A 17,801-nucleotide genomic window follows, 5' to 3' on the forward strand; every position below is an offset into this window, starting at 1 on the left:
CGCCGAATCGCTCGCCTCACGCGGCGCGGATGGGTGCTCCTCGTGATCGGGGCCGTCGTGATCCCCGCGTCTTACTGGCTCGGGCGCCGTGAGCTTCTCTACCTCGGTTCGTTCCTCGCTCTCCTGCCGCTCCTCGCACTCGCCTTCGTGAGGCTGCGGCGGATGCGGCTGTCGGTGCGGCGCTCCTTCTCCCCGGCGGTGGTGAGCGTCGGGCATCCGACCATGGCCGATGTGCGCGTCGGCAATCTCGCCCCATCGAGCTCGACAGAAGCGAACTGGCGGGATTCCTGGCCGTGGCATCCCTACGCCACGGAACCGGCGCGACTGCCTGCCCTGCTGCCGAACGGACCGCGCTTCGCCGGCCGGGGGTCGAGCGCCCTCTTCCGCTACGAGGTGACACCACCCACGAGGGGCGTGTTCGAGGTGGGTCCCATGCTGGTCGATTTCGCAGACCCGTTCGGCCTGGCCGACGGTGCGCTGGTCGCCGGGGCCTCCGAGACCCTCACCGTGACCCCGGAGATCATCCCGCTCGCCGACGGCGTCGTCTCGATCTCGGCGGACGAAGGCCCGACGCGCATGATGCAACGCCGGGCACTCGGTGGCGAAGACGACCTGATGACCCGGGAATACCGGCGCGGCGACGCGCTTCGGCGGGTGCACTGGCGCGCCTCGGCGCATGCCGGACAGCTGATGGTGCGCCAGGAGGAGCAACGCAGCCATGCCGAGGCACGCATCCTGCTCGACACCCGCCTCTCCAACTACCGGGACGTCGCCCCGCCCGACGAGGTCGACTCGCCGCAGAGTGAGGCATTCGAATGGGCGGTCACGTTCACCGCGTCGCTCGGCGTGCACCTCGCCCGCAACGGATTCCTCGTGCAGGTTATCGAGACGGCCCCGGCCCAACTCGCCTCTCTCGAGCATCCGGATGAATTCCTCGAGAGCCTCGCCTCGGTCGCCCTCAGTGCCGGACACCCGGAGGAGCTGTCGCTGTTGCGCGGGGTGCAACGACCGGACCGGTCGCAGGGGTCTGTCTTCGCGATCCTCTCGGATGCCGACTCCGCGACCGTAGAACGCCTCGGTTCCCAGCGCCACGCCTTCGACCTTGCGGTGGCCTTCCTCGTGGCCCCACGTCAGCTCGCCCTCGCGCGCACGCTCACCGAAGCCGGCTGGTTGTGCGTGACCGTGGAGGTCGACGACCCGGTGGAGAACGCCTGGGTCGCTCTGGGGGCGCTGCAGGCCGGACCGGCGCTCCTGGCCGAACGAGCCGGGGCACACTTCGAGCCGGAGGGCGAGGATGGCCGGCCCTGACCTGGCGACGCGACCGGCGCCTCCGGCAATTGGCGCCCCGTCTGCGCGCCCGGTTGCGGGCCGGGCGCGGTCCGCCGAACTGCGCACGAGCGGAGCTCTCCTCCTCGCACTGCTGGTGACGATCGCCGGTCTGCACGTGATCCTCGAGGGTGCCTCCTGGTGGTTCCAGCTCGCACTCCTCTGCGCTTTGTTGCTCGGCACGGCGGCGGTCGGGCGCCGGATCGCTCCCGTGCCGCCAGGCGCGGTCGGGGCCGTTGCCTACCGCCGCCTGCTTCCTCCCGTGGTCTCGGTGATCGTGCTCGTTCTGGCCGTGACCGTGGTGTTCGTGCCCTCCACCGCGATCCTCGGGGTCATTCCGACGACCCAGTCGTGGGATGCCTTCCAGCAGATCGTTCAGGCTGCCAATTTCTCGATCGCCCGGCAGTCCCTTCCTGCGGTGGCGGTGCCATCCATCATGTTCCTGCTCTGCCTCGGGGTGGGGGCCCTGACGATCCTGGCCGACTTCCTGGCCAACACCCTCCGCACGCCGGCACTTGCCGGGGTGCCGCTGCTGGTCTTGCTCGCGGTGCCGAGCATCGTCTCGATCGATATCACCGATCCGATCGTGTTCGTGCTCGCCGCGATCGGATACCTGCTCCTCCTGCGCGCCAACGCCCCGCGGCGACAGACCGCCCTCGCTGTCGGGCTCTCGTCGGTGGTGGTGGTCGGCGCCCTCGTCGCGCCGCTGCTGCTTCCCGAGGTCAATCCGGCGCAGAACACCAACGGCACCGGCTTCAGCTCCGGGGTGAACCCGGTGCTCTCCCTCGGTGAGAACCTGCGGCAGGACGTGGAGCACACCGTGCTCGAATACAGCAGCGAGTCGGGAACGGCCCAGTACCTGCGTCTCGTGAGCCTTCAGAACTTCAGCGGCTCCAACTGGGCGCCCGATGCGTTCCGTCAGCGCCCGGGGAATACCACGGATGCGATCGGGGCACCTCCCGGACTGTCGGCCGACGTCGCCACAAAGGAGGACGAGGTCTTCGTGTCCGTCGACGCGTTGACCAGCCCCTGGCTGCCCCTTCCCTATCCCACATCGAGCGTCGGAGGTCTCGACGGCGACTGGTATTGGGATTCCGACGGCCTCGCCGTCAAGAGCCCCAACCGTGACGCCCGCAACCAGACCTACCGGGCCATGAGCCTCATCATCGACCCGACTCCGGCGCAGCTCGCAAGCGCGGGCACCACCGTGCCGGCAGGGTTCGAGCGCTTCCTCGCCCTGCCACCGGCCATGCCGAAGATCATCGCCGAGACCGCCGACAGGGTCGCCGGGGGAGCCGCGAGCAACTATGAGAAGGCGCTCCTGCTGCAAGAGTTCTTTCGCGACGGGGACTTCCAATACTCCGAGACCGCACCAGTAGACCAGGGTTACGACGGCACGGGGATGACGGTGATCGCCGCCTTCCTCAAGGCGAAAGAGGGATACTGCATCCACTTCGCGTCGGCTATGGCGGTGATGGCACGCAGTCTCGGCATCCCCTCCCGCATCGCCGTCGGCTTCCTTCCCGGTACGCAGCTGCCCGAGCAGGTCAATGGACGCACCGCGTTCACGGTGACTTCGCACAACCTCCACGCCTGGCCGGAACTCTACTTCGAAGGCATCGGCTGGACGCGGTTCGAGCCCACCGTCGGGCGGGGTGAGGTGCCCGCCTACGCGGACGCCGCATCGCCGGACGTGCCGACCCCGATCAACACCGCAACGCCGACCCCCTCGGACAGCGCGACGGCCAAGCCCTCGTCGTCAGCAGCGCCGCTAGCTCCGGAGCAGACGACGCAGGCGACCACCGGTGCGAGCCGGGCCGCCTCGATCGGCACCGGGATCTGGCTCGTCATCGCGCTCGTCGTCGCCGCGATCCTCGGCATCGTGCCCGCCGCGATCCGCCTGCTGGTGCGCCGCCGGCGGCTGCGGGGTCTTGCTCGCGGTGGTTCGGCGCTCACGGGATGGCGCGAGATCCTCGACACCGCGACCGACCTCGCGATCGACGTGCCCGACACCGCCACCGCCCGTGACACCGCCGACAGGTTGGCAGTCTCGATCGGCGGGGCGGACCGCGCACCGATCGACCGGGTGCGGGCAGCGGTGGAGCGCGAGAGCTATGCCAGCAACTCCGGTGCGGATCGCGCGGCAGGGGTCCTGACCATGTCGGCATCGCTCGCGCCCGATGTGCGGCGGGTGCTCAGTGATCTCAGGGCCGCGGCCGGTCGCGGTCGGCGCGCGCGGGCCGCCCTGGTTCCGGCATCCGTCATCGCGTGGATGTCGCGGGGGCAGCGCTCTCGCGACTGAGGGACCGTTCGGGAGCGGATCCACCCCTTCGGTGTGGCCGGCGAATCACCGTCAACGGCGCCGCCTCGCGCGTGACGCGGCCCACTAGATTGTGTCTCACCCGCTGAGATAGTCGCGATCAATGCCGATCACGACAGTTCACGGACAAGGTTGGAAGGTCACAATGCCTGCTGATTCGTCCTCGTCTCCGTCTCCGTCTCCATCGCCCGAACGCTCCGACAGCGAACATCTCGCTGTACTGGGCTACGAAGACACCTTCAATCGATCGATGACCCTCTGGGCGAATTTCGCCCTCGGTTTCACCTACCTCTCTCCGCTCGTCGGCGTCTACTCGCTGTTCGCGCTCGCCGTCTCCACCGGTGGTCCGCCCTCCATCTTCTGGCTCCTGATCGTGGGAGGTGGGCAGCTGCTGGTGGCTCTCGTCTTCGGCGAAGTCGTCTCGCAATACCCGATCCACGGCGGAATCTACCCCTGGACCCGCCGGCTCTGGGGTCGCCGCTATGCCTGGATGTCGGCCTGGGTCTACATCTGGGCGATGATCGTGACCATCACCGCCGTTGCCGAATTCGGCAGTGGTTTCCTCGCGAGCCTCGTGGGGCTTCCGGTGACAAAGACGGTGACCCTCGGCCTCACCGTGCTGTTCCTCATCGTCGCGCTCGGACTCAATTTCACCGGAACGAAGACCCTCGGCCGGGTCGCCCGAATCGGTCTCGCAGCCGAACTGATCGGAGTCATCGCGGTCGGGCTCTACCTGCTGATCTTCCAGCGCCACCAGGAATTCAGCGTCTTCTTCAATTCGATGGGAGTCGAGGGCAACGGCTCCTACGCCGGAGCCTTCCTCGGTGCGGCGCTCGCCGGCCTGTTCCTGTTCTACGGCTTCGAAGCCTGCGGCGACGTCGCGGAGGAGGTCGCGGACCCGGCCCGGCGCATCCCCCTCGCCATGATCCTGACCATCCTGGTCGGCGGTGTCTCATCGTTGTTCGCCTTCGGCGGCTATGTGATGGCCGCACCCGACCTTCAGGCGATTGTCGACGGCAAGGACGCCGACCCGATCCCGGCGATCCTTCAGGCGTCGCTCGGGGATGTCGGCGCGAAGATATTCCTGCTCGTCGCCATCACCGCATTCCTCTCCTGTGTTCTGAGCCTCCAGGCGGCGGCGAGTCGGCTGCTGTTCTCCTTCGCGCGGGACGGCATGATCCCCGGGCACCGCTGGCTCGCCAGGGTCTCGCCGCGAAGCAAGGTGCCGACCAACGCGTTGATCGTGGCGTGCACCATCCCGGTGATTCTCTGCCTGATCATCTTCGTGGGACCGGACGGCCTGCTCACTCAGATCACCTCGTTCGCCGTGCTCGGCATCTACGTCGCTTTCCAGGCTGTGGTGCTCGCCTCGCTGCGGCAGCGGATCAAGGGCTGGCGTCCGGCCGGGCCGTTCAGCCTGGGACGTGCGGGGTTTGCGGTGAACGTCGTTGCGCTCGCGTACGGGCTGTTCGCCATGGTGCTGCTCGCGGTGCCCGGTCGATCCGGGGTGTTCCTCAACGACTGGATCGTGCTCATCGGACTCGCCATCGTGATGGGCGTCGGACTGCTCTACCTGTTCATCGCCCGACCGGATCGCAAGTCGGATGCGCCGTCCGGTGATGCGATCCATGTCGCGGAGTTGCTGCGGTCGCGGGAATAGAAGAGGCGGGGCCGTAGCGGGGCGGGGCCGCCGCGGGATCCCGGTGATCCGGCGGCTCCGGTTTCGCGGCGCGACTCTGCAGAGCGCAGTTGACCCTGCGCCCGATAGTCGCGCTGGAGATCGACTCTGCGCCCGATAGTTGCGCGGGCGATCGACACTGCTGCCGTTCGTTGACTGTGCTGTCGAACTTTTCGGCTCGGAGTCCACGAATGCCAGCAGAGTTCCGCGCGTGGCGCCAGCCGGGCGACCGCGCGGCCATTCGTCAGCTGTGCGGCAAGCCGTCCGGGCGCACAGCTGACGGATACCGGCACGATTACGCGACCGGGTGGCCGCATCAGGGCCGCCGCCCTATCCCAGTGATCCTGCGCCGACTTTCTCCGACAGGGAGTGCCATGCTCTTCGATATGATCTGAAACATGTCTTTCGAATTAGGTCCGTCTGAAATTGCGGCTCCGCGATCGGAGAACCGGCGATCCGTGACGGATGCCCGCGCGCTGCGAGCGCTCGCCCACCCCCTGCGACTCGCCATCCTCAACCACCTGATGGCTTTCGGCGCCCAGACCGCGAGCGAGTGCGCCGAGGTCGTCGGCTCGACAGCCTCCAACTGTAGCTATCACCTGCGATCGCTGGCACGCCACGATCTGGTCGAGTCGCTCACGTCGACCGATGGGCGTGAGCGACCGTGGCGCAGCGCGGCCACCGGGTTCGATTTCCGCGCGCTCGACGAGGCCGATCCCGCGACCAAAGCCGTGGAGAGGTTGATCACCGAGGCGCAGATCGACGACGGAGCCCGACTGCAGAAGAAAGCACTCGCCCTGCAGCAGCAGATCCCGGCGGAATGGCGGGATGCGGCATCCGGCAACTCCTACGCGCTGCGGATGACCGCGGCGGAGCTCCGCTCGCTCGGGCACAAGCTCGACGCGCTCATCCGTCCGTACATCGGGCTCACGCGGGAGGATGCCCCGGCCGGCAGCGAGGTCGTCTACGCGCAGATCGACGCATTCCGTCATCCGGATGCCGGTCGATGACCACCGCATCGCCCCGGGTGCGCTCGCCGCTGCGCGAGCGGGACTTCGCGCTGGTCTGGTCAAGCAGCCTCGTCTCCGACACGGGGGACTGGCTGCTGATGATCGCGCTTCCGCTCTACGTCTTCGCGGCGACGGGTTCGGCGCTCGGCGCATCCACCGTCTTCATCGCCGAGCTGTTGCCGGTGCTCGTCTTCGGGCCGATCCTCGGGGTGCTGGTCGATCGCTTCGACCACCGCCGAACGATGATCGCGCTCAACCTGGCCCAGGGTCTCGCGCTGCTTCCGCTGCTCCTCGCCTCGCCCGACCGTCTGTGGATCGTGTACCTCGTCGCGGCCGTGCAGGCGGGGCTCGCCGCCGGCCTTCAGCCCGCCCGGCAGGCGTTGTTGCCACGACTGGTGCCCGCTATGCAGCTCGGGCCCGCGAATTCGCTGATCGCAGTGAGCGATAACCTCGCTCGGCTGGTGGGGTCGCCGCTCGGGGGAATCGTGTTCGCCACTCTCGGCCTCGGGGGCGTGGTGGTGATGGATGTCGCGAGCTACCTCGTGAGCGCGGCGCTCCTGTTCCTCGCCCGCGTCGATGATGCGCCACATCAGGAACCTGGACCGGCCGTGCGATTCCGCAAGGATCTCGCCGCCGGCTTCTCGACGATCCGCGCAACTCCGCCGCTCGGTGTCGTGCTTGTGATCGAGTGCCTTGCCGCGCTCGCCCAGGGTGTCTTCCTGGTGCTGTTCGTGGTGTTCGTCGTGCGAATCCTCGGCGCGAACGATACCGAGGTGGGTCTCCTGCGCGGGGTCCAGGCGATCGGCGGCATCCTCGGCGGGCTGGTGGTCGGCCTTCTCATCCGTCGCCTGAGCACTCGGACGCTCATCGGCTGGGGGTTTCTGGTCTTCGGGGCGATCGCGCTGGTCACCTGGAACTTCGCCCCGGTGAGCACGGTCGTGGTGGTCTACGTCGCGCTCTTCGTGGCGATGGGGATCCCTGCGATCGCGACGACGGCCGGCACCATCACGCTCGTGCAGGGGATCACCCCTTCCGGCTCGATCGGACGGGTCGTCGCGACGATGGGCACCCTGGGCCTCGCGGCCCAGGGGGTCGGGCTGGTGGCGGCTGGCGTTCTGGCGGATCGCGTCGGGGTGCTGCCGATTCTGGACACCCAGGCGGCCCTCTACCTGGCGTGCGGGGTGCTCGCACTGGTGTTCCTGCGCGTCCCGCGGGTGGCGCCCGCCGTGATCTAGTCGCCCGCTGCCCGCGCCGGCGGTGGTTCCACGATGCGACTCTGCTGCCGTTCGTTGTCCGTGCTGCCGAACTTTCAGCCGCGGAGTCGACGAAAGGCAGCAGAGTCCACCGTGGGCGCGGTGGCAACACGGCTCAGCGGAAGGGCGCCGCGGACGCGGGCACCCGCTCAGGCGCGCGCAGCCGTTGCGAGGTGCTCCGCGATCGAGTCGAAGTCGCTGCGCACCTGTCCGGCGGTCACCCGCACGAAGCTGCCGCTCGTGCTCGCCTCGAAGGGGGTACCGCTGGCCACCCGGATGCCCGCCGCGGCCAGCTGCACGATGGCGGACCGCTCATCCGCGACCTCGAGCCACGTGTTGATGCCGTCGGAAGGCGGCAGTGTCACCCCGTGGGCCGCGAGCGCCTCCGAGAGACGCCGCTGCCGGGAGCGGTAGATGCGCCGGGCGTCGTTCACCTCGGAGATCGAGGTGGAATCGGTGAGCAGGTCGTAGAGGATCGTCTGCAGCATGCGCGAGGTCCAACCCGGACCGAGGATGCGGCGGGCCACGAGCGGTTCGATGATCTCGGTCGGCCCGCCGATGGCAGCGATGCGTAGATCGGGACCGTGCGACTTGGAGAAACTGCGGATGTGCAGCACCTGCCTGGGCAGCCAGATGCCGAGGCTCACGTCGCGCGAGACGGCGATCTCACCGGAGTGGTCGTCTTCGATCACGATCGCATCGCTTGCGTGACGGCTGCGACGGATGACGCGGGCGAGCTCCTCCGCGCGGGCTTTCGTGAGCGATCGCCCGGTGGGGTTCTGCGCCCGGGGCTGCAGCAGGATCGCGGTCGGTCGCAGGGTGAGCGCCGCTTCGAGCAGGTCGGGTCGCATGCCGTCCTCGTCGAGCCCGACGGGCACCCGGATGGCCCCGAAGTGTTCGAGCAGGTCGAACATCGGCGGGAATCCGGGGTCCTCCACGACCACGCGGTCACCGAACCGGATCACGGTCTCCATCGCCCGGGAGAGCGCATCGAGGGCGCCATCCACCACCGTGATGGCCTCGACCTCGTACGGCCAGCTCGAGCGGAGCACGGCCTCGAGTTCCGGGATGACCGGCTGGTCGAGGTAGCTCGCAGTGCCCGCGCGCTCCGCCACTCGGGAGAGGGCGGGACCGAGCGCGGGCAGCAGCTGGGGATCGGGGGTACCGCTCGAGAGGTCGAGGCGCGTGGCCTCGAGTTGACCGGCGAGGCCCTGGAATCGCGGCGGCAGCCACTTGCGCGGGGTCGCCATCACGAAGCTCCCGCTGCGCCCTCGCGAGACGATGAGTCCGACGCCCGAGAGTGCCTGCCAGGCATGACTCACCGTCGCCGGGCTCACCCCGAGGTCGAGCGCGAGTTCCCGCACCGTCGGGAGGCGGTCGCCGGGCGCGAGATCACCGGACGTGATCAACCGCGCGACGGTGGCCGCGATGCCGTGCGGAGTGGCTTCCTCGACGGCCAGGGCGATGGGCCTCACACCGAGCCTCCGCTGTCAATGATTGATCTGGATTCGAATCGGCCCTATGTTTACGCCAACGTCATAGACAGAAACATAAGGGAAATGTTTACGGCGCACAATAACAAAACCCTTCAGACATACAGCTCGGCGAAAGAGGCCCAATTGACTGTCGTACGCGCAGCGATCACCCAGACCACGTGGACCGGCGACAAGGAGTCGATGATCGCCAAGCATGAGCAATTCGCTCGTGACGCGGCGGCCGATGGCGCCCAGGTCATCTGTTTCCAGGAGCTCTTCTACGGTCCGTACTTCGGCATCACCGAAGACGCCAAGTACTACGCCTACGCCGAGCCGGCCGACGGCCCGATCGTGCAGCGCTTCGCGGCTCTCGCCAAGGAACTCAACCTCGTGATGGTGCTTCCCATCTACGAAGAGGACATGCCGGGGGTCTACTACAACACCGCCGTAGTGGTGGATGCCGACGGCACGATCCTCGGTAAATACCGCAAGCACCACATCCCCCACCTCGACAAATTCTGGGAGAAGTTCTACTTCCGCCCCGGCAACCTCGGGTATCCGGTCTTCAACACGGCCGTCGGGCCGATCGGCGTGTACATCTGCTACGACCGCCACTTCCCGGAGGGATGGCGCGAGCTCGGCCTCAATGGGGCGCAGATCGTCTTCAACCCCAACGCCACCAAGCCGGGCCTCTCGAACCGTCTCTGGGAGATCGAGCAGCCCGCCGCTGCGGGGGCCAATGGCTACTTCGTCGCCGCACCCAACCGGGTCGGCCGCGAAGACAACGAGTACGGGGATCTCGCCGTCACGTTCTACGGAAACAGCCAGTTCGTCGACCCCCAGGGCAACATCATCGGCGGGTACGGCAGCGGTGAGCACGAGGAGATCGTGATCCGCGACCTCGACATGGACATGATCCGGACGGTGCGCGACAACTGGCAGTTCTACCGCGATCGCCGTCCGGAGTCGTACACGAGCATCCCGAAGCCGTAGGAGCGCCGACGTGAAGACCCTCATCACCAACGGCACGGTCGTCAACTCGACCGGCACGGCCCTCGCCGACGTGCTCATCGACGGCGAGACCATCGCCGCAGTCCTGGCCCCCGGGTCGCAACTGCTCGGCTTCGACATCGCCGCCAACGTCGACACGGTGATCGACGCGCGCGGCAAGTATGTGATTCCGGGCGGCATCGACGCGCACACCCACATGGAGATGCCCTTCGGTGGCACCTTCGCGTCGGACACCTTCGAGACCGGCACACGGGCGGCGGCCTGGGGAGGCACGACCTCCATCGTGGACTTCGTGGTGCAGTACGCCGGCGAAAACGTGATCGACCAGTACAACCTGTGGCAGGCCAAGGCCGCCGGGCAGTGCGCGATCGACTACGGGTTCCACCAGATCCTCTCCGACGTGCAGGATTCCTCGCTCGTCGCGATGGACGAGCTGCTCACTGAGGGGGTCTCCAGCTTCAAGCTCTTCATGGCCTACAAGGGTGTCTTCCTCAGCGACGACGGGCAGATCACCAAGGCCATGCAGAAGGCAGCCTCCAACGGCTCGATGATCATGATGCACGCGGAGAACGGCAGTGTGATCGACCTGCTCGTGCAGCAGGCCGTCGCCGCCGGCAACACCTCGCCGTACTTCCATGGCACCACTCGACCGTGGCAGGCAGAGGAGGAGGCGACCCACCGCGCGATCATGCTCGCGAACCTCACGGGGGCTCCGCTCTACGTCGTTCACGTGAGTGCCAAGCAGGCGGTGGAGCAGATAGCCACGGCCCGGGATCGCGGCCAGAACGTGTTCGGCGAGACCTGCCCGCAGTACCTCTACCTCTCGCTCGAGGAGCAGCTGGGTGCATCAAGTGAGGAGTGGGGATCGTTCGAGGGGGCCAAGTGGGTCTGCTCGACACCCCTGCGGTCACGCGAGGAGGGCCACCAGCACCACATGTGGCAGTCCCTGCGCACCAATGACATCCAGATGGTCTCCACCGATCACTGCCCGTTCTGCATGAAGGGTCAGAAGGACATGGGGTTGGGCGACTTCTCCAAGATCCCGAACGGCATCGGCTCGGTCGAGCACCGAATGGACCTGCTCTACCAGGGCGTCGTCGACAAGCAGATCTCGCTCGAGCGCTGGGTCGAAGTGACCTCCACCACCCCGGCGCGCATGTTCGGCATGTATGGCAAGAAGGGCGTCATCCAGCCCGGAGCAGACGGAGATGTCGTGATCTACGACCCGAACGGCCACACCTCGATCGGCATCGGTGAGGGCCGCTCGCACCACATGAACATGGACTACAGCGCCTGGGAGGGCTTCGAGATCGACGGCCACGTCGACACGGTGATCTCCCGCGGCAAAGTCATCATCGACGATAACCAGTACGTGGGTGCGAAAGGCGACGGCAAGTACTTCAAACGCGGTCTCTCGCAATACCTGATTTGACCCCCTGCTCGTCGAGACCGGCCGAGGTCGCGACACGGCCGCAGGCGGCCAACTCGACCAGCAGAGGCGGCCCACTCGACCAGCGGCATTGACAGAAAGAGCCACATGGAATTCGGAGCAGTACTCCAGACCAACCCGCCGGCCTCGCGCACGGTGTACCTGGCCAAGCTCGCCGAGCAGCACGGGTTCGACTACGCCTGGACCTTCGACTCCCACCTGCTCTGGCAGGAGCCGTATGTGATCTACAGCCAGATCCTCGCCGAGACGCACCGCATCAAGGTCGGCCCGATGGTGACGAATCCGGCCACCCGGGACTGGACGGTGACGGCATCCCTCTACGCCACCCTCAACGAGATGTACGGCAACCGCACCATCTGCGGCATCGGGCGTGGCGACTCTGCCGTGCGGGTGACCAACGGGGCGCCCACCACGCTGAAGACCCTCCGCGAGTCGATCCACGTGATCCGCGAACTCGCGAACTCGCGCTCGGTCGAGTACAACGGGGCGCAGCTGCAGTTCCCGTGGAGTGTCGGAAGTGAGCTCGAGGTCTGGGTTGCGGCCTACGGCCCGCTCGCGCTGAAGCTCACCGGCGAGGTCGGCGACGGCTTCATCCTGCAGATGGCCGACCTGGATGTCGCGGAGTGGATGATCTCGACGGTGCGGGCCGCCGCAGAGAACGTGGGTCGCGATCCGATGTCGATCAAGTTCTGTGTGGCCGCCCCGATGTATATCGGCAGCGACTGGGATCACATGCGCAACCAGAATCGCTGGTTCGGCGGCATGGTGGGCAACCACGTGGCCGACATCGTGGCCAAGTACGGCGAGGGTTCGGCCGTGCCGAAGGCGCTCACCGACTACATCAAGGGGCGAGAGGGCTACGACTACAACGAGCACGGACGCGCCGGCAACTCGCACGCCGAATTCGTGCCGGACGAGATCGTGGACCGGTTCTGCCTGCTCGGCACCGCGGAACAGCACGTCGAGAAGCTCACCGCACTCAAGGAGCTCGGGGTCGACCAGTTCGCCGGCTACCTGCAGCACGACAACAAGGAAGAAACTCTCCGGGTCTACGGCGAGACGGTGATCCCCGCGATGCGCGACCACATCACGGCCAAGGTATGAGTCTCCTCACGCTGCGCAGGCCCGGGCGGGCCGGGACCCGGGGGCGCCCCATCCTGCTCGGCGTGCTCGGCGTGGTGCTCCTCGGAGTGATCTGGGAGGCCTACAAGGCGCTTGGTCCGGTCAACGGCTTCGTCGTCAATGGGTTGACGGTTCTCCCACGCTCCAACGACCTCGCGATGCCGCACCTCGTCACTATGTTGACCCGGCTGTTCGAGCCGGTGACCTCGGCGCCCGGTTCGCCAGCCCTGTGGAGTGCCGTGGTGCAGGCGGCCGGGTTCACGCTCGGCATCGCGACGGTGGGCTGGCTGATCGGAGTGGTCGTCGGACTGCTTCTCGCCATCCTGATGCAGCGCTTCCGCACCGCCGAATCGGCGCTGCTCCCGTGGGTAGTGCTGAGCCAGACGGTGCCGCTCATCGCGCTGGCCCCGCTGGTGGCGGGCATCGGAGCGCAGGTGCGGTTCGGCGAATCGCGCTGGCAGGACTGGATGTCGGTCGCCCTGATCGCGTCGTACCTCGCCTTCTTCCCGGTGTCGGTCGGAGCACTCCGTGGCCTCGAATCGCCGGACACCGCGCACGTGGAACTCATGCGCACCTATGCCGTCGGGTGGTGGAAGACCCTCGTCACCCTGCGGATCCCTGCGAGCATCCCGTACCTGCTGCCGGCGCTGCGGCTCGCCGCCGCCAACGCCGTCATCGGAACGGTGGTGGCTGAGGTGTCGATCGGCCTGCGCGGTGGGGTCGGCCGCATGATGATCGAGTACGCCTCGGCCTCGAGCGGCGACCCGGGCAAACCCTGGGCTCCGATCTTCGGCGCCGTGGCGATCGGCCTGATTGCCGCCGGACTCGTGGCCGCCATCGGGCTCGGCCTTCGCAAGTATCGTCGGGGAGAGGCACCAGCATGAGCGACGCAGTCACCGTCAACGGGGCATCCAAGATCTTCCCCCTCGCGCGCGGCCAGCAGGTCGTCGCCCTCGAGGCGATCGACCTCACCGTGGCGCCGGGGGAATTCGTCTCCCTCATCGGCCCGAGCGGATGCGGCAAGTCCACCCTGCTCCGCCTGATCGCCGATCTCGACCAGCCGACCGCCGGCAGCATCGAGGTCTTCGGCAAGTCTGCGCGGCAGGCTCGGATCGACCAGGACTACGGCATCGCCTTCCAGCAGGCCGGACTGCTGCCCTGGCGCACCGTCACCGGCAACATCGAATTGCCGCTCGAACTCCATGGCGTCGGCAAGGCCGCCCGACGAGCGCGGGCCGTCGAGCTGCTCGGCCTCGTGGGACTCGCCGACTTTGCCGACCGCTACCCCGACCAGCTCTCCGGCGGAATGCAGCAGCGGGTGGCGATCGCCCGGTCGCTGGCCGAGAGCCCCGAGCTGCTGCTCATGGATGAGCCTTTCGGCGCCCTCGACGAGATGACGCGCGAGCGGATGCAGGACGAACTGGTGCGCCTCTGTGCCGAGACCGGCGCCGCGGTCGTATTCGTGACCCACTCGATTCCGGAGGCGGTGTTCCTCTCCGACCGCGTGGTGGTCATGTCCCCTCGCCCCGGGCGAATCCGCGAGATCGTGCCGGTGGGACTCGGCAGCGCGGGCAATCGCGACGACGGGCTGCGCGAGGCATCCGGATTCTTCGCCGCGGTCAGTGCGGTGAGGGAAGCGCTGCACGGGGCGCCGACCGCCGAGGTGCGCGGCGTGGAGACGCGATGAGGGCGATCGGCGCGGGGCGCCTGCGCACCATCCTCGCGCCGGTGATCCTCGGTGTCGTCGTGCTCGCCCTCTGGCAGCTTGCCGTGGTGGGCTTCGCGATCAAGCCCTATGTTCTGCCGAGCCCCACCGCGATAGGGGACCAGTTCACCCGGGCCTTCGGCACGATCTGGTCGGGAACTCGGGTCACCGGTTTCAACGCTCTCGTCGGCCTGCTTCTCGGGGCCGTGCTGGGCATCCTGTTCGCCATCGTCTCGGCGCTCGTCCGGGTATTCGACGAGATCACGCTGCCCGTCGTGACCGCGCTCGCCGTCGTGCCGATCGTCGCGCTCGCGCCGGTGCTCTACACGATGTTCGGCGCGGGAGCGGAGACCGGCCGTCAGCTGATCGCGGCTCTCGCGGTCTTCATCCCGGTGTATGTCAACACACTGCGGGGACTCCGTCAGGTGCGACCCGTTCATCGCGACCTGATGCGCGCCTACGCGGCGAGCTCCTGGCAAGCGACCCGCACGGTGACACTGCCCGGTGCGACGCCGTTCCTCTTCACCGGACTGCGGATCGCATCATCCCTCGCCGTGATCTCCGCCCTGATCGCGGAGTACTTCGGCGGCCCCGTCGACGGCCTCGGCAAGTCGATCACCTCGGCCGCGTCCTACAGCAACTACGCCCTCGCCTACGCCTTCGTGCTCGGCGCGATCGCCCTCGGACTCGTGTTCTACCTGCTCACCCTTGCCCTGGAGAAATTTGCAACGAGGCACTCTCCCGCCTGACGTCTGGCGGCCCCGGCCGCCAGCGGAATGACCGCCCCCAGAGTGACCACCAAGGAGGAAGTAACAATGAAACACAGCAGAAGAATTGTTCTCGGAATCATCGGAGTCGCCGCAGCGAGCACGCTCGCGCTCAGCGGCTGCAGCAGCAGCACCCCCAAGGCCGCCAGCAGCGCCGGTGCCCTCACCCCCGTGACCCTGCAACTGCAGTGGGTCGCCCAGGCGCAGTTCGCGGGCTATTACGCGGCAGTCGCCCAGGGCTATTACAAGGACGAGGGCCTCGACGTGACGATCAAGGAGGCGGGCGCCGACACGGTGCCGATCAAGTCCGTCGCCGCGGGCGAGGCCGACTACGCGATCTCCTGGGTACCGAAGGTGCTCGGCTCGATCGAGCAGGGCGTCAACGTCACCGACGTCGCGCAGATCTTCGAGCGCAGCGGCACCACACAGATCTCGTTCAAGAATAAGGACATCACCAAGCCCGCCGACCTCAAGGGGAAGAAGGTGGGCAGCTGGGGCTACGGAAACGAGTGGGAGCTCTTCGCCGGTATGCAGGACGCGGGCATCGACACCACCTCCGGCATCAAGCTCGTGCAGCAGGCCTTCGACATGAAGGGCTTCCTCGCCGGCGACATCGATGCGGCACAGGCGATGACCTACAACGAGTACGCCCAGGTGCTCGAGACCGTCAACCCGGCCACCGGAAAGCTCTACACCGCCGATGACCTCAACGTGATCAACTGGAACGACGACGGCACCGCCATGCTCCAGGACGCGATCTGGGCGGATGCCGGCAAGCTGGCCGACGACAAGGCCTACCAGTCCGAGACGGTCAAGTTCATCAAGGCGTCGATCAAGGGCTGGATCTACGTGCGTGACAACCCCGAGAAGTCGGCCGACATCGTGACGGCCGCGGGCTCCACCCTCGGCACCAGCCACCAGCTCTGGATGACCAACGAGGTCAACAAGCTGATCTGGCCGTCGAAGGACGGCGGCATCGGCATCATCGACACCAAGTCATGGGACAACACCGTGAAGATCGCCAAGGGCACCAAGAACGACACGGGCTCGACGATCATCACGGCGACACCGCCGAAGACCGCCTACTCCAACACCTATGTGAAGAAGGCGCTCGCCGAGCTCAAGGCGGAGGGTGTCGACACGACGGGCAGCAGCTTCGCCCCTCTCACCGTCACTCTCAAAGAGGGTGGCAAGTAGTATCTGATCCACCCGGTGCGGGGGCCGTTACGGCGGCCCCCGCACCACCGACCGAAGGCACCACATGACCACGCTCGACCCCACCACCGTCACCGCGACTCCATTCGACCCGGCCGACGGCGCCGTCGCCTACGACCTCGATCGCTCGCACGTCTTCCACTCCTGGTCGGCACAGGGGGCGCTGCAACCCTTCGTGATGGCCGGCGGTCTCGCCTCCACCATCTGGGACTACGAGGGCAAGCACTACCTCGACTTCTCGAGCCAGCTGGTCAACATGAACATCGGCCACCAGCATCCGAAGGTGATCGAGGCCATCAAGGCGCAGGCCGACCTTCTCACGATGGTCGCCCCGGCTCATGCCAACCTCGCGAGGGGGCAGGCAGCCAAGCGCATCCTCGCAAAGGCCGGTCGCCCGTTCAGCAAGATCTTCTTCACCAACGGCGGTGCGGATGCCAACGAGAACGCCATGCGGATGGCGCGGCTCGTGACCGGGCGGGACAAGATCCTCTCCCAGTACCGCTCGTATCACGGCAACACCGGTGCGGCCGTGGTGGCCACCGGCGACTGGCGCCGGGTGCCCAACGAGTTCTCGCGCGGGCACGTGCACTTTTTCGGGCCGTTCCTCTACCGTTCGGAGTTCTGGGCGAGCTCGCCGGAGGAGGAGGGCGCACGCGCGCTGCACCACCTCGAGCGAGTGATCCAGTCGGAGGGCCAGGCCTCGATCGCGGCGATCATCCTCGAGGGCGTGCCCGGAACGGCCGGCGTGCTGGTGCCCCCGCCCGGATACCTCGCCGGCGTTCGTGCCCTCGCCGACAAGTACGGCATCCTGCTGATCATGGACGAGGTCATGTCGGGCTTCGGCCGCACCGGCGAGTGGTTTGCGTGGCAGGGCTTCTCCGCCGCCGAGGGTGATTGGAAGCCCGACCTCATCACCTTCGCCAAGGGCGTCAACTCCGGTTACGTGCCGGCCGGCGGGGTGATCATCTCCGAGGCGATCGCGAATGCCTTCGAGGACGTCGTGTTCCCCGGTGGACTCACCTATTCCGGGCATCCTCTCGCCATGGCGTCCATCGTCGGCGCGATCGATGCCATGGATGAGGAGGGCATCGTCGACAACGCCCGCGTCATCGGCACCGACCACCTCGCGCCCGGTCTCGCGGAGCTCGCGGCGAAGCATCCGATGATCGGTGAGGTTCGCGGTCTCGGCGTGTTCTGGGCACTGGACCTCGTCGACGATCCGGAGACGCGCGACCCGGTCTCCGGGGCGGTGATCGCGCAGCTGAAGTCCGAGCTGATGTCGCGGGGGCTGTTCCCTTTTTCGGCCGACAACCGCATCCACGTGGTGCCGCCCTGCGTGGTCACTCCTGACGAGGTCGCGCGCGCCCTGGCGATCTACGACGAGGCGTTCACGGCGGTGGAGTCGGCCTGAGTCTGCGGTAGCTGTGCGTACCCCGAGAGTGGCCGGGAGGGCGAGTTAGATAGCTTAG

Annotated in this window: 14 protein-coding genes; 13 read left to right on the forward strand and 1 reads right to left on the reverse strand. The window is 67.3% G+C overall.

All coding sequences use genetic code 11. From position 1 onward, the window contains the following. The first annotated feature begins 33 nt into the window (after positions 1-33). The 5 genes from ACVXZ4_RS05200 (at position 34) to ACVXZ4_RS05220 (ending at position 7,569) form a co-directional block, all read left to right on the forward strand. Positions 34-1,308: a DUF58 domain-containing protein gene (locus ACVXZ4_RS05200; protein WP_461797175.1), complete on the forward strand. Its 1,275-nt coding sequence runs from the start codon at positions 34-36 to the stop codon at positions 1,306-1,308. Continuing rightward, positions 1,295-3,628 (forward strand): transglutaminase family protein, encoded by a 2,334-nt coding sequence (locus ACVXZ4_RS05205; protein WP_461797176.1) that lies wholly within the window; start codon positions 1,295-1,297, stop codon positions 3,626-3,628. Before ACVXZ4_RS05200 ends, ACVXZ4_RS05205 begins: the two co-directional genes overlap by 14 nt. 268 nt (positions 3,629-3,896) lie before the next feature. Next, positions 3,897-5,306: an APC family permease gene (locus ACVXZ4_RS05210; protein ID WP_461797177.1), complete on the forward strand. Its 1,410-nt coding sequence runs from the start codon at positions 3,897-3,899 to the stop codon at positions 5,304-5,306. A gap of 416 nt (positions 5,307-5,722) precedes the next feature. Beyond that, positions 5,723-6,334 (forward strand): ArsR/SmtB family transcription factor, encoded by a 612-nt coding sequence (locus ACVXZ4_RS05215; protein ID WP_461797178.1) that lies wholly within the window; start codon positions 5,723-5,725, stop codon positions 6,332-6,334. After that, positions 6,331-7,569 (forward strand): MFS transporter, encoded by a 1,239-nt coding sequence (locus tag ACVXZ4_RS05220; protein ID WP_461797179.1) that lies wholly within the window; start codon positions 6,331-6,333, stop codon positions 7,567-7,569. Before ACVXZ4_RS05215 ends, ACVXZ4_RS05220 begins: the two co-directional genes overlap by 4 nt. A gap of 167 nt (positions 7,570-7,736) precedes the next feature. Here the strand turns inward: ACVXZ4_RS05220 and ACVXZ4_RS05225 are convergent, their stop codons facing one another. Next, positions 7,737-9,062 (reverse strand): aminotransferase class I/II-fold pyridoxal phosphate-dependent enzyme, encoded by a 1,326-nt coding sequence (locus ACVXZ4_RS05225; RefSeq protein ID WP_461797180.1) that lies wholly within the window; start codon positions 9,060-9,062, stop codon positions 7,737-7,739. A 144-nt stretch (positions 9,063-9,206) separates the two neighbouring features. Between ACVXZ4_RS05225 and ACVXZ4_RS05230 the strand changes: the two genes are divergently transcribed. The 8 genes from ACVXZ4_RS05230 to ACVXZ4_RS05265 all read left to right on the forward strand — a co-directional run bounded on the left by ACVXZ4_RS05230 (position 9,207) and on the right by ACVXZ4_RS05265 (position 17,743). Continuing rightward, positions 9,207-10,055 (forward strand): nitrilase-related carbon-nitrogen hydrolase, encoded by an 849-nt coding sequence (locus tag ACVXZ4_RS05230; RefSeq protein ID WP_461797181.1) that lies wholly within the window; start codon positions 9,207-9,209, stop codon positions 10,053-10,055. Between the two features lie 10 nt (positions 10,056-10,065). Beyond that, entirely contained in the window at positions 10,066-11,505 is a 1,440-nt protein-coding gene (gene hydA / locus ACVXZ4_RS05235; RefSeq protein ID WP_461797182.1) for a dihydropyrimidinase, read from the forward strand. 105 nt (positions 11,506-11,610) lie between these two features. Beyond that, entirely contained in the window at positions 11,611-12,627 is a 1,017-nt protein-coding gene (locus ACVXZ4_RS05240; protein ID WP_461797183.1) for a TIGR03842 family LLM class F420-dependent oxidoreductase, read from the forward strand. Further along, entirely contained in the window at positions 12,624-13,529 is a 906-nt protein-coding gene (locus ACVXZ4_RS05245; RefSeq protein ID WP_461797184.1) for an ABC transporter permease, read from the forward strand. The genes ACVXZ4_RS05240 and ACVXZ4_RS05245 overlap by 4 nt, the downstream gene beginning before the upstream one ends. Next, a complete protein-coding gene (locus ACVXZ4_RS05250; protein WP_461797185.1) occupies positions 13,526-14,332 on the forward strand; it encodes an ABC transporter ATP-binding protein in 807 nt (268 codons plus the stop codon). Before ACVXZ4_RS05245 ends, ACVXZ4_RS05250 begins: the two co-directional genes overlap by 4 nt. Then, entirely contained in the window at positions 14,329-15,099 is a 771-nt protein-coding gene (locus ACVXZ4_RS05255; RefSeq protein WP_461797186.1) for an ABC transporter permease, read from the forward strand. Before ACVXZ4_RS05250 ends, ACVXZ4_RS05255 begins: the two co-directional genes overlap by 4 nt. Positions 15,100-15,165: 66 nt before the next feature. Beyond that, a complete protein-coding gene (locus ACVXZ4_RS05260; RefSeq protein WP_461797187.1) occupies positions 15,166-16,314 on the forward strand; it encodes an ABC transporter substrate-binding protein in 1,149 nt (382 codons plus the stop codon). 64 nt (positions 16,315-16,378) lie between these two features. Continuing rightward, on the forward strand, positions 16,379-17,743 hold the full coding sequence (locus tag ACVXZ4_RS05265; RefSeq protein ID WP_461797188.1) for an aminotransferase class III-fold pyridoxal phosphate-dependent enzyme: 1,365 nt from the start codon (positions 16,379-16,381) through the stop codon (positions 17,741-17,743). Positions 17,744-17,801 lie beyond the last annotated feature (58 nt).

The sequence above is a fragment of the Lacisediminihabitans sp. FW035 genome, assembly GCF_054880895.1.

Excerpts from the sequence above, each read along its gene's own strand:
- ACVXZ4_RS05265 (WP_461797188.1), top strand. The coding sequence starts at position 16,379 with ATGACCACGCTCGACCCCACCACCGTCACCGCGACTCCATTCGACCCG.
- ACVXZ4_RS05220 (WP_461797179.1), top strand. The coding sequence starts at position 6,331 with ATGACCACCGCATCGCCCCGGGTGCGCTCGCCGCTGCGCGAGCGGGAC.
- ACVXZ4_RS05250 (WP_461797185.1), top strand. The coding sequence starts at position 13,526 with ATGAGCGACGCAGTCACCGTCAACGGGGCATCCAAGATCTTCCCCCTC.
- ACVXZ4_RS05210 (WP_461797177.1), top strand. The coding sequence starts at position 3,897 with ATGACCCTCTGGGCGAATTTCGCCCTCGGTTTCACCTACCTCTCTCCG.
- ACVXZ4_RS05255 (WP_461797186.1), top strand. The coding sequence starts at position 14,329 with ATGAGGGCGATCGGCGCGGGGCGCCTGCGCACCATCCTCGCGCCGGTG.
- ACVXZ4_RS05260 (WP_461797187.1), top strand. The coding sequence starts at position 15,166 with ATGAAACACAGCAGAAGAATTGTTCTCGGAATCATCGGAGTCGCCGCA.
- ACVXZ4_RS05240 (WP_461797183.1), top strand. The coding sequence starts at position 11,611 with ATGGAATTCGGAGCAGTACTCCAGACCAACCCGCCGGCCTCGCGCACG.
- ACVXZ4_RS05245 (WP_461797184.1), top strand. The coding sequence starts at position 12,624 with ATGAGTCTCCTCACGCTGCGCAGGCCCGGGCGGGCCGGGACCCGGGGG.
- ACVXZ4_RS05205 (WP_461797176.1), top strand. The coding sequence starts at position 1,295 with ATGGCCGGCCCTGACCTGGCGACGCGACCGGCGCCTCCGGCAATTGGC.
- ACVXZ4_RS05215 (WP_461797178.1), top strand. The coding sequence starts at position 5,723 with ATGTCTTTCGAATTAGGTCCGTCTGAAATTGCGGCTCCGCGATCGGAG.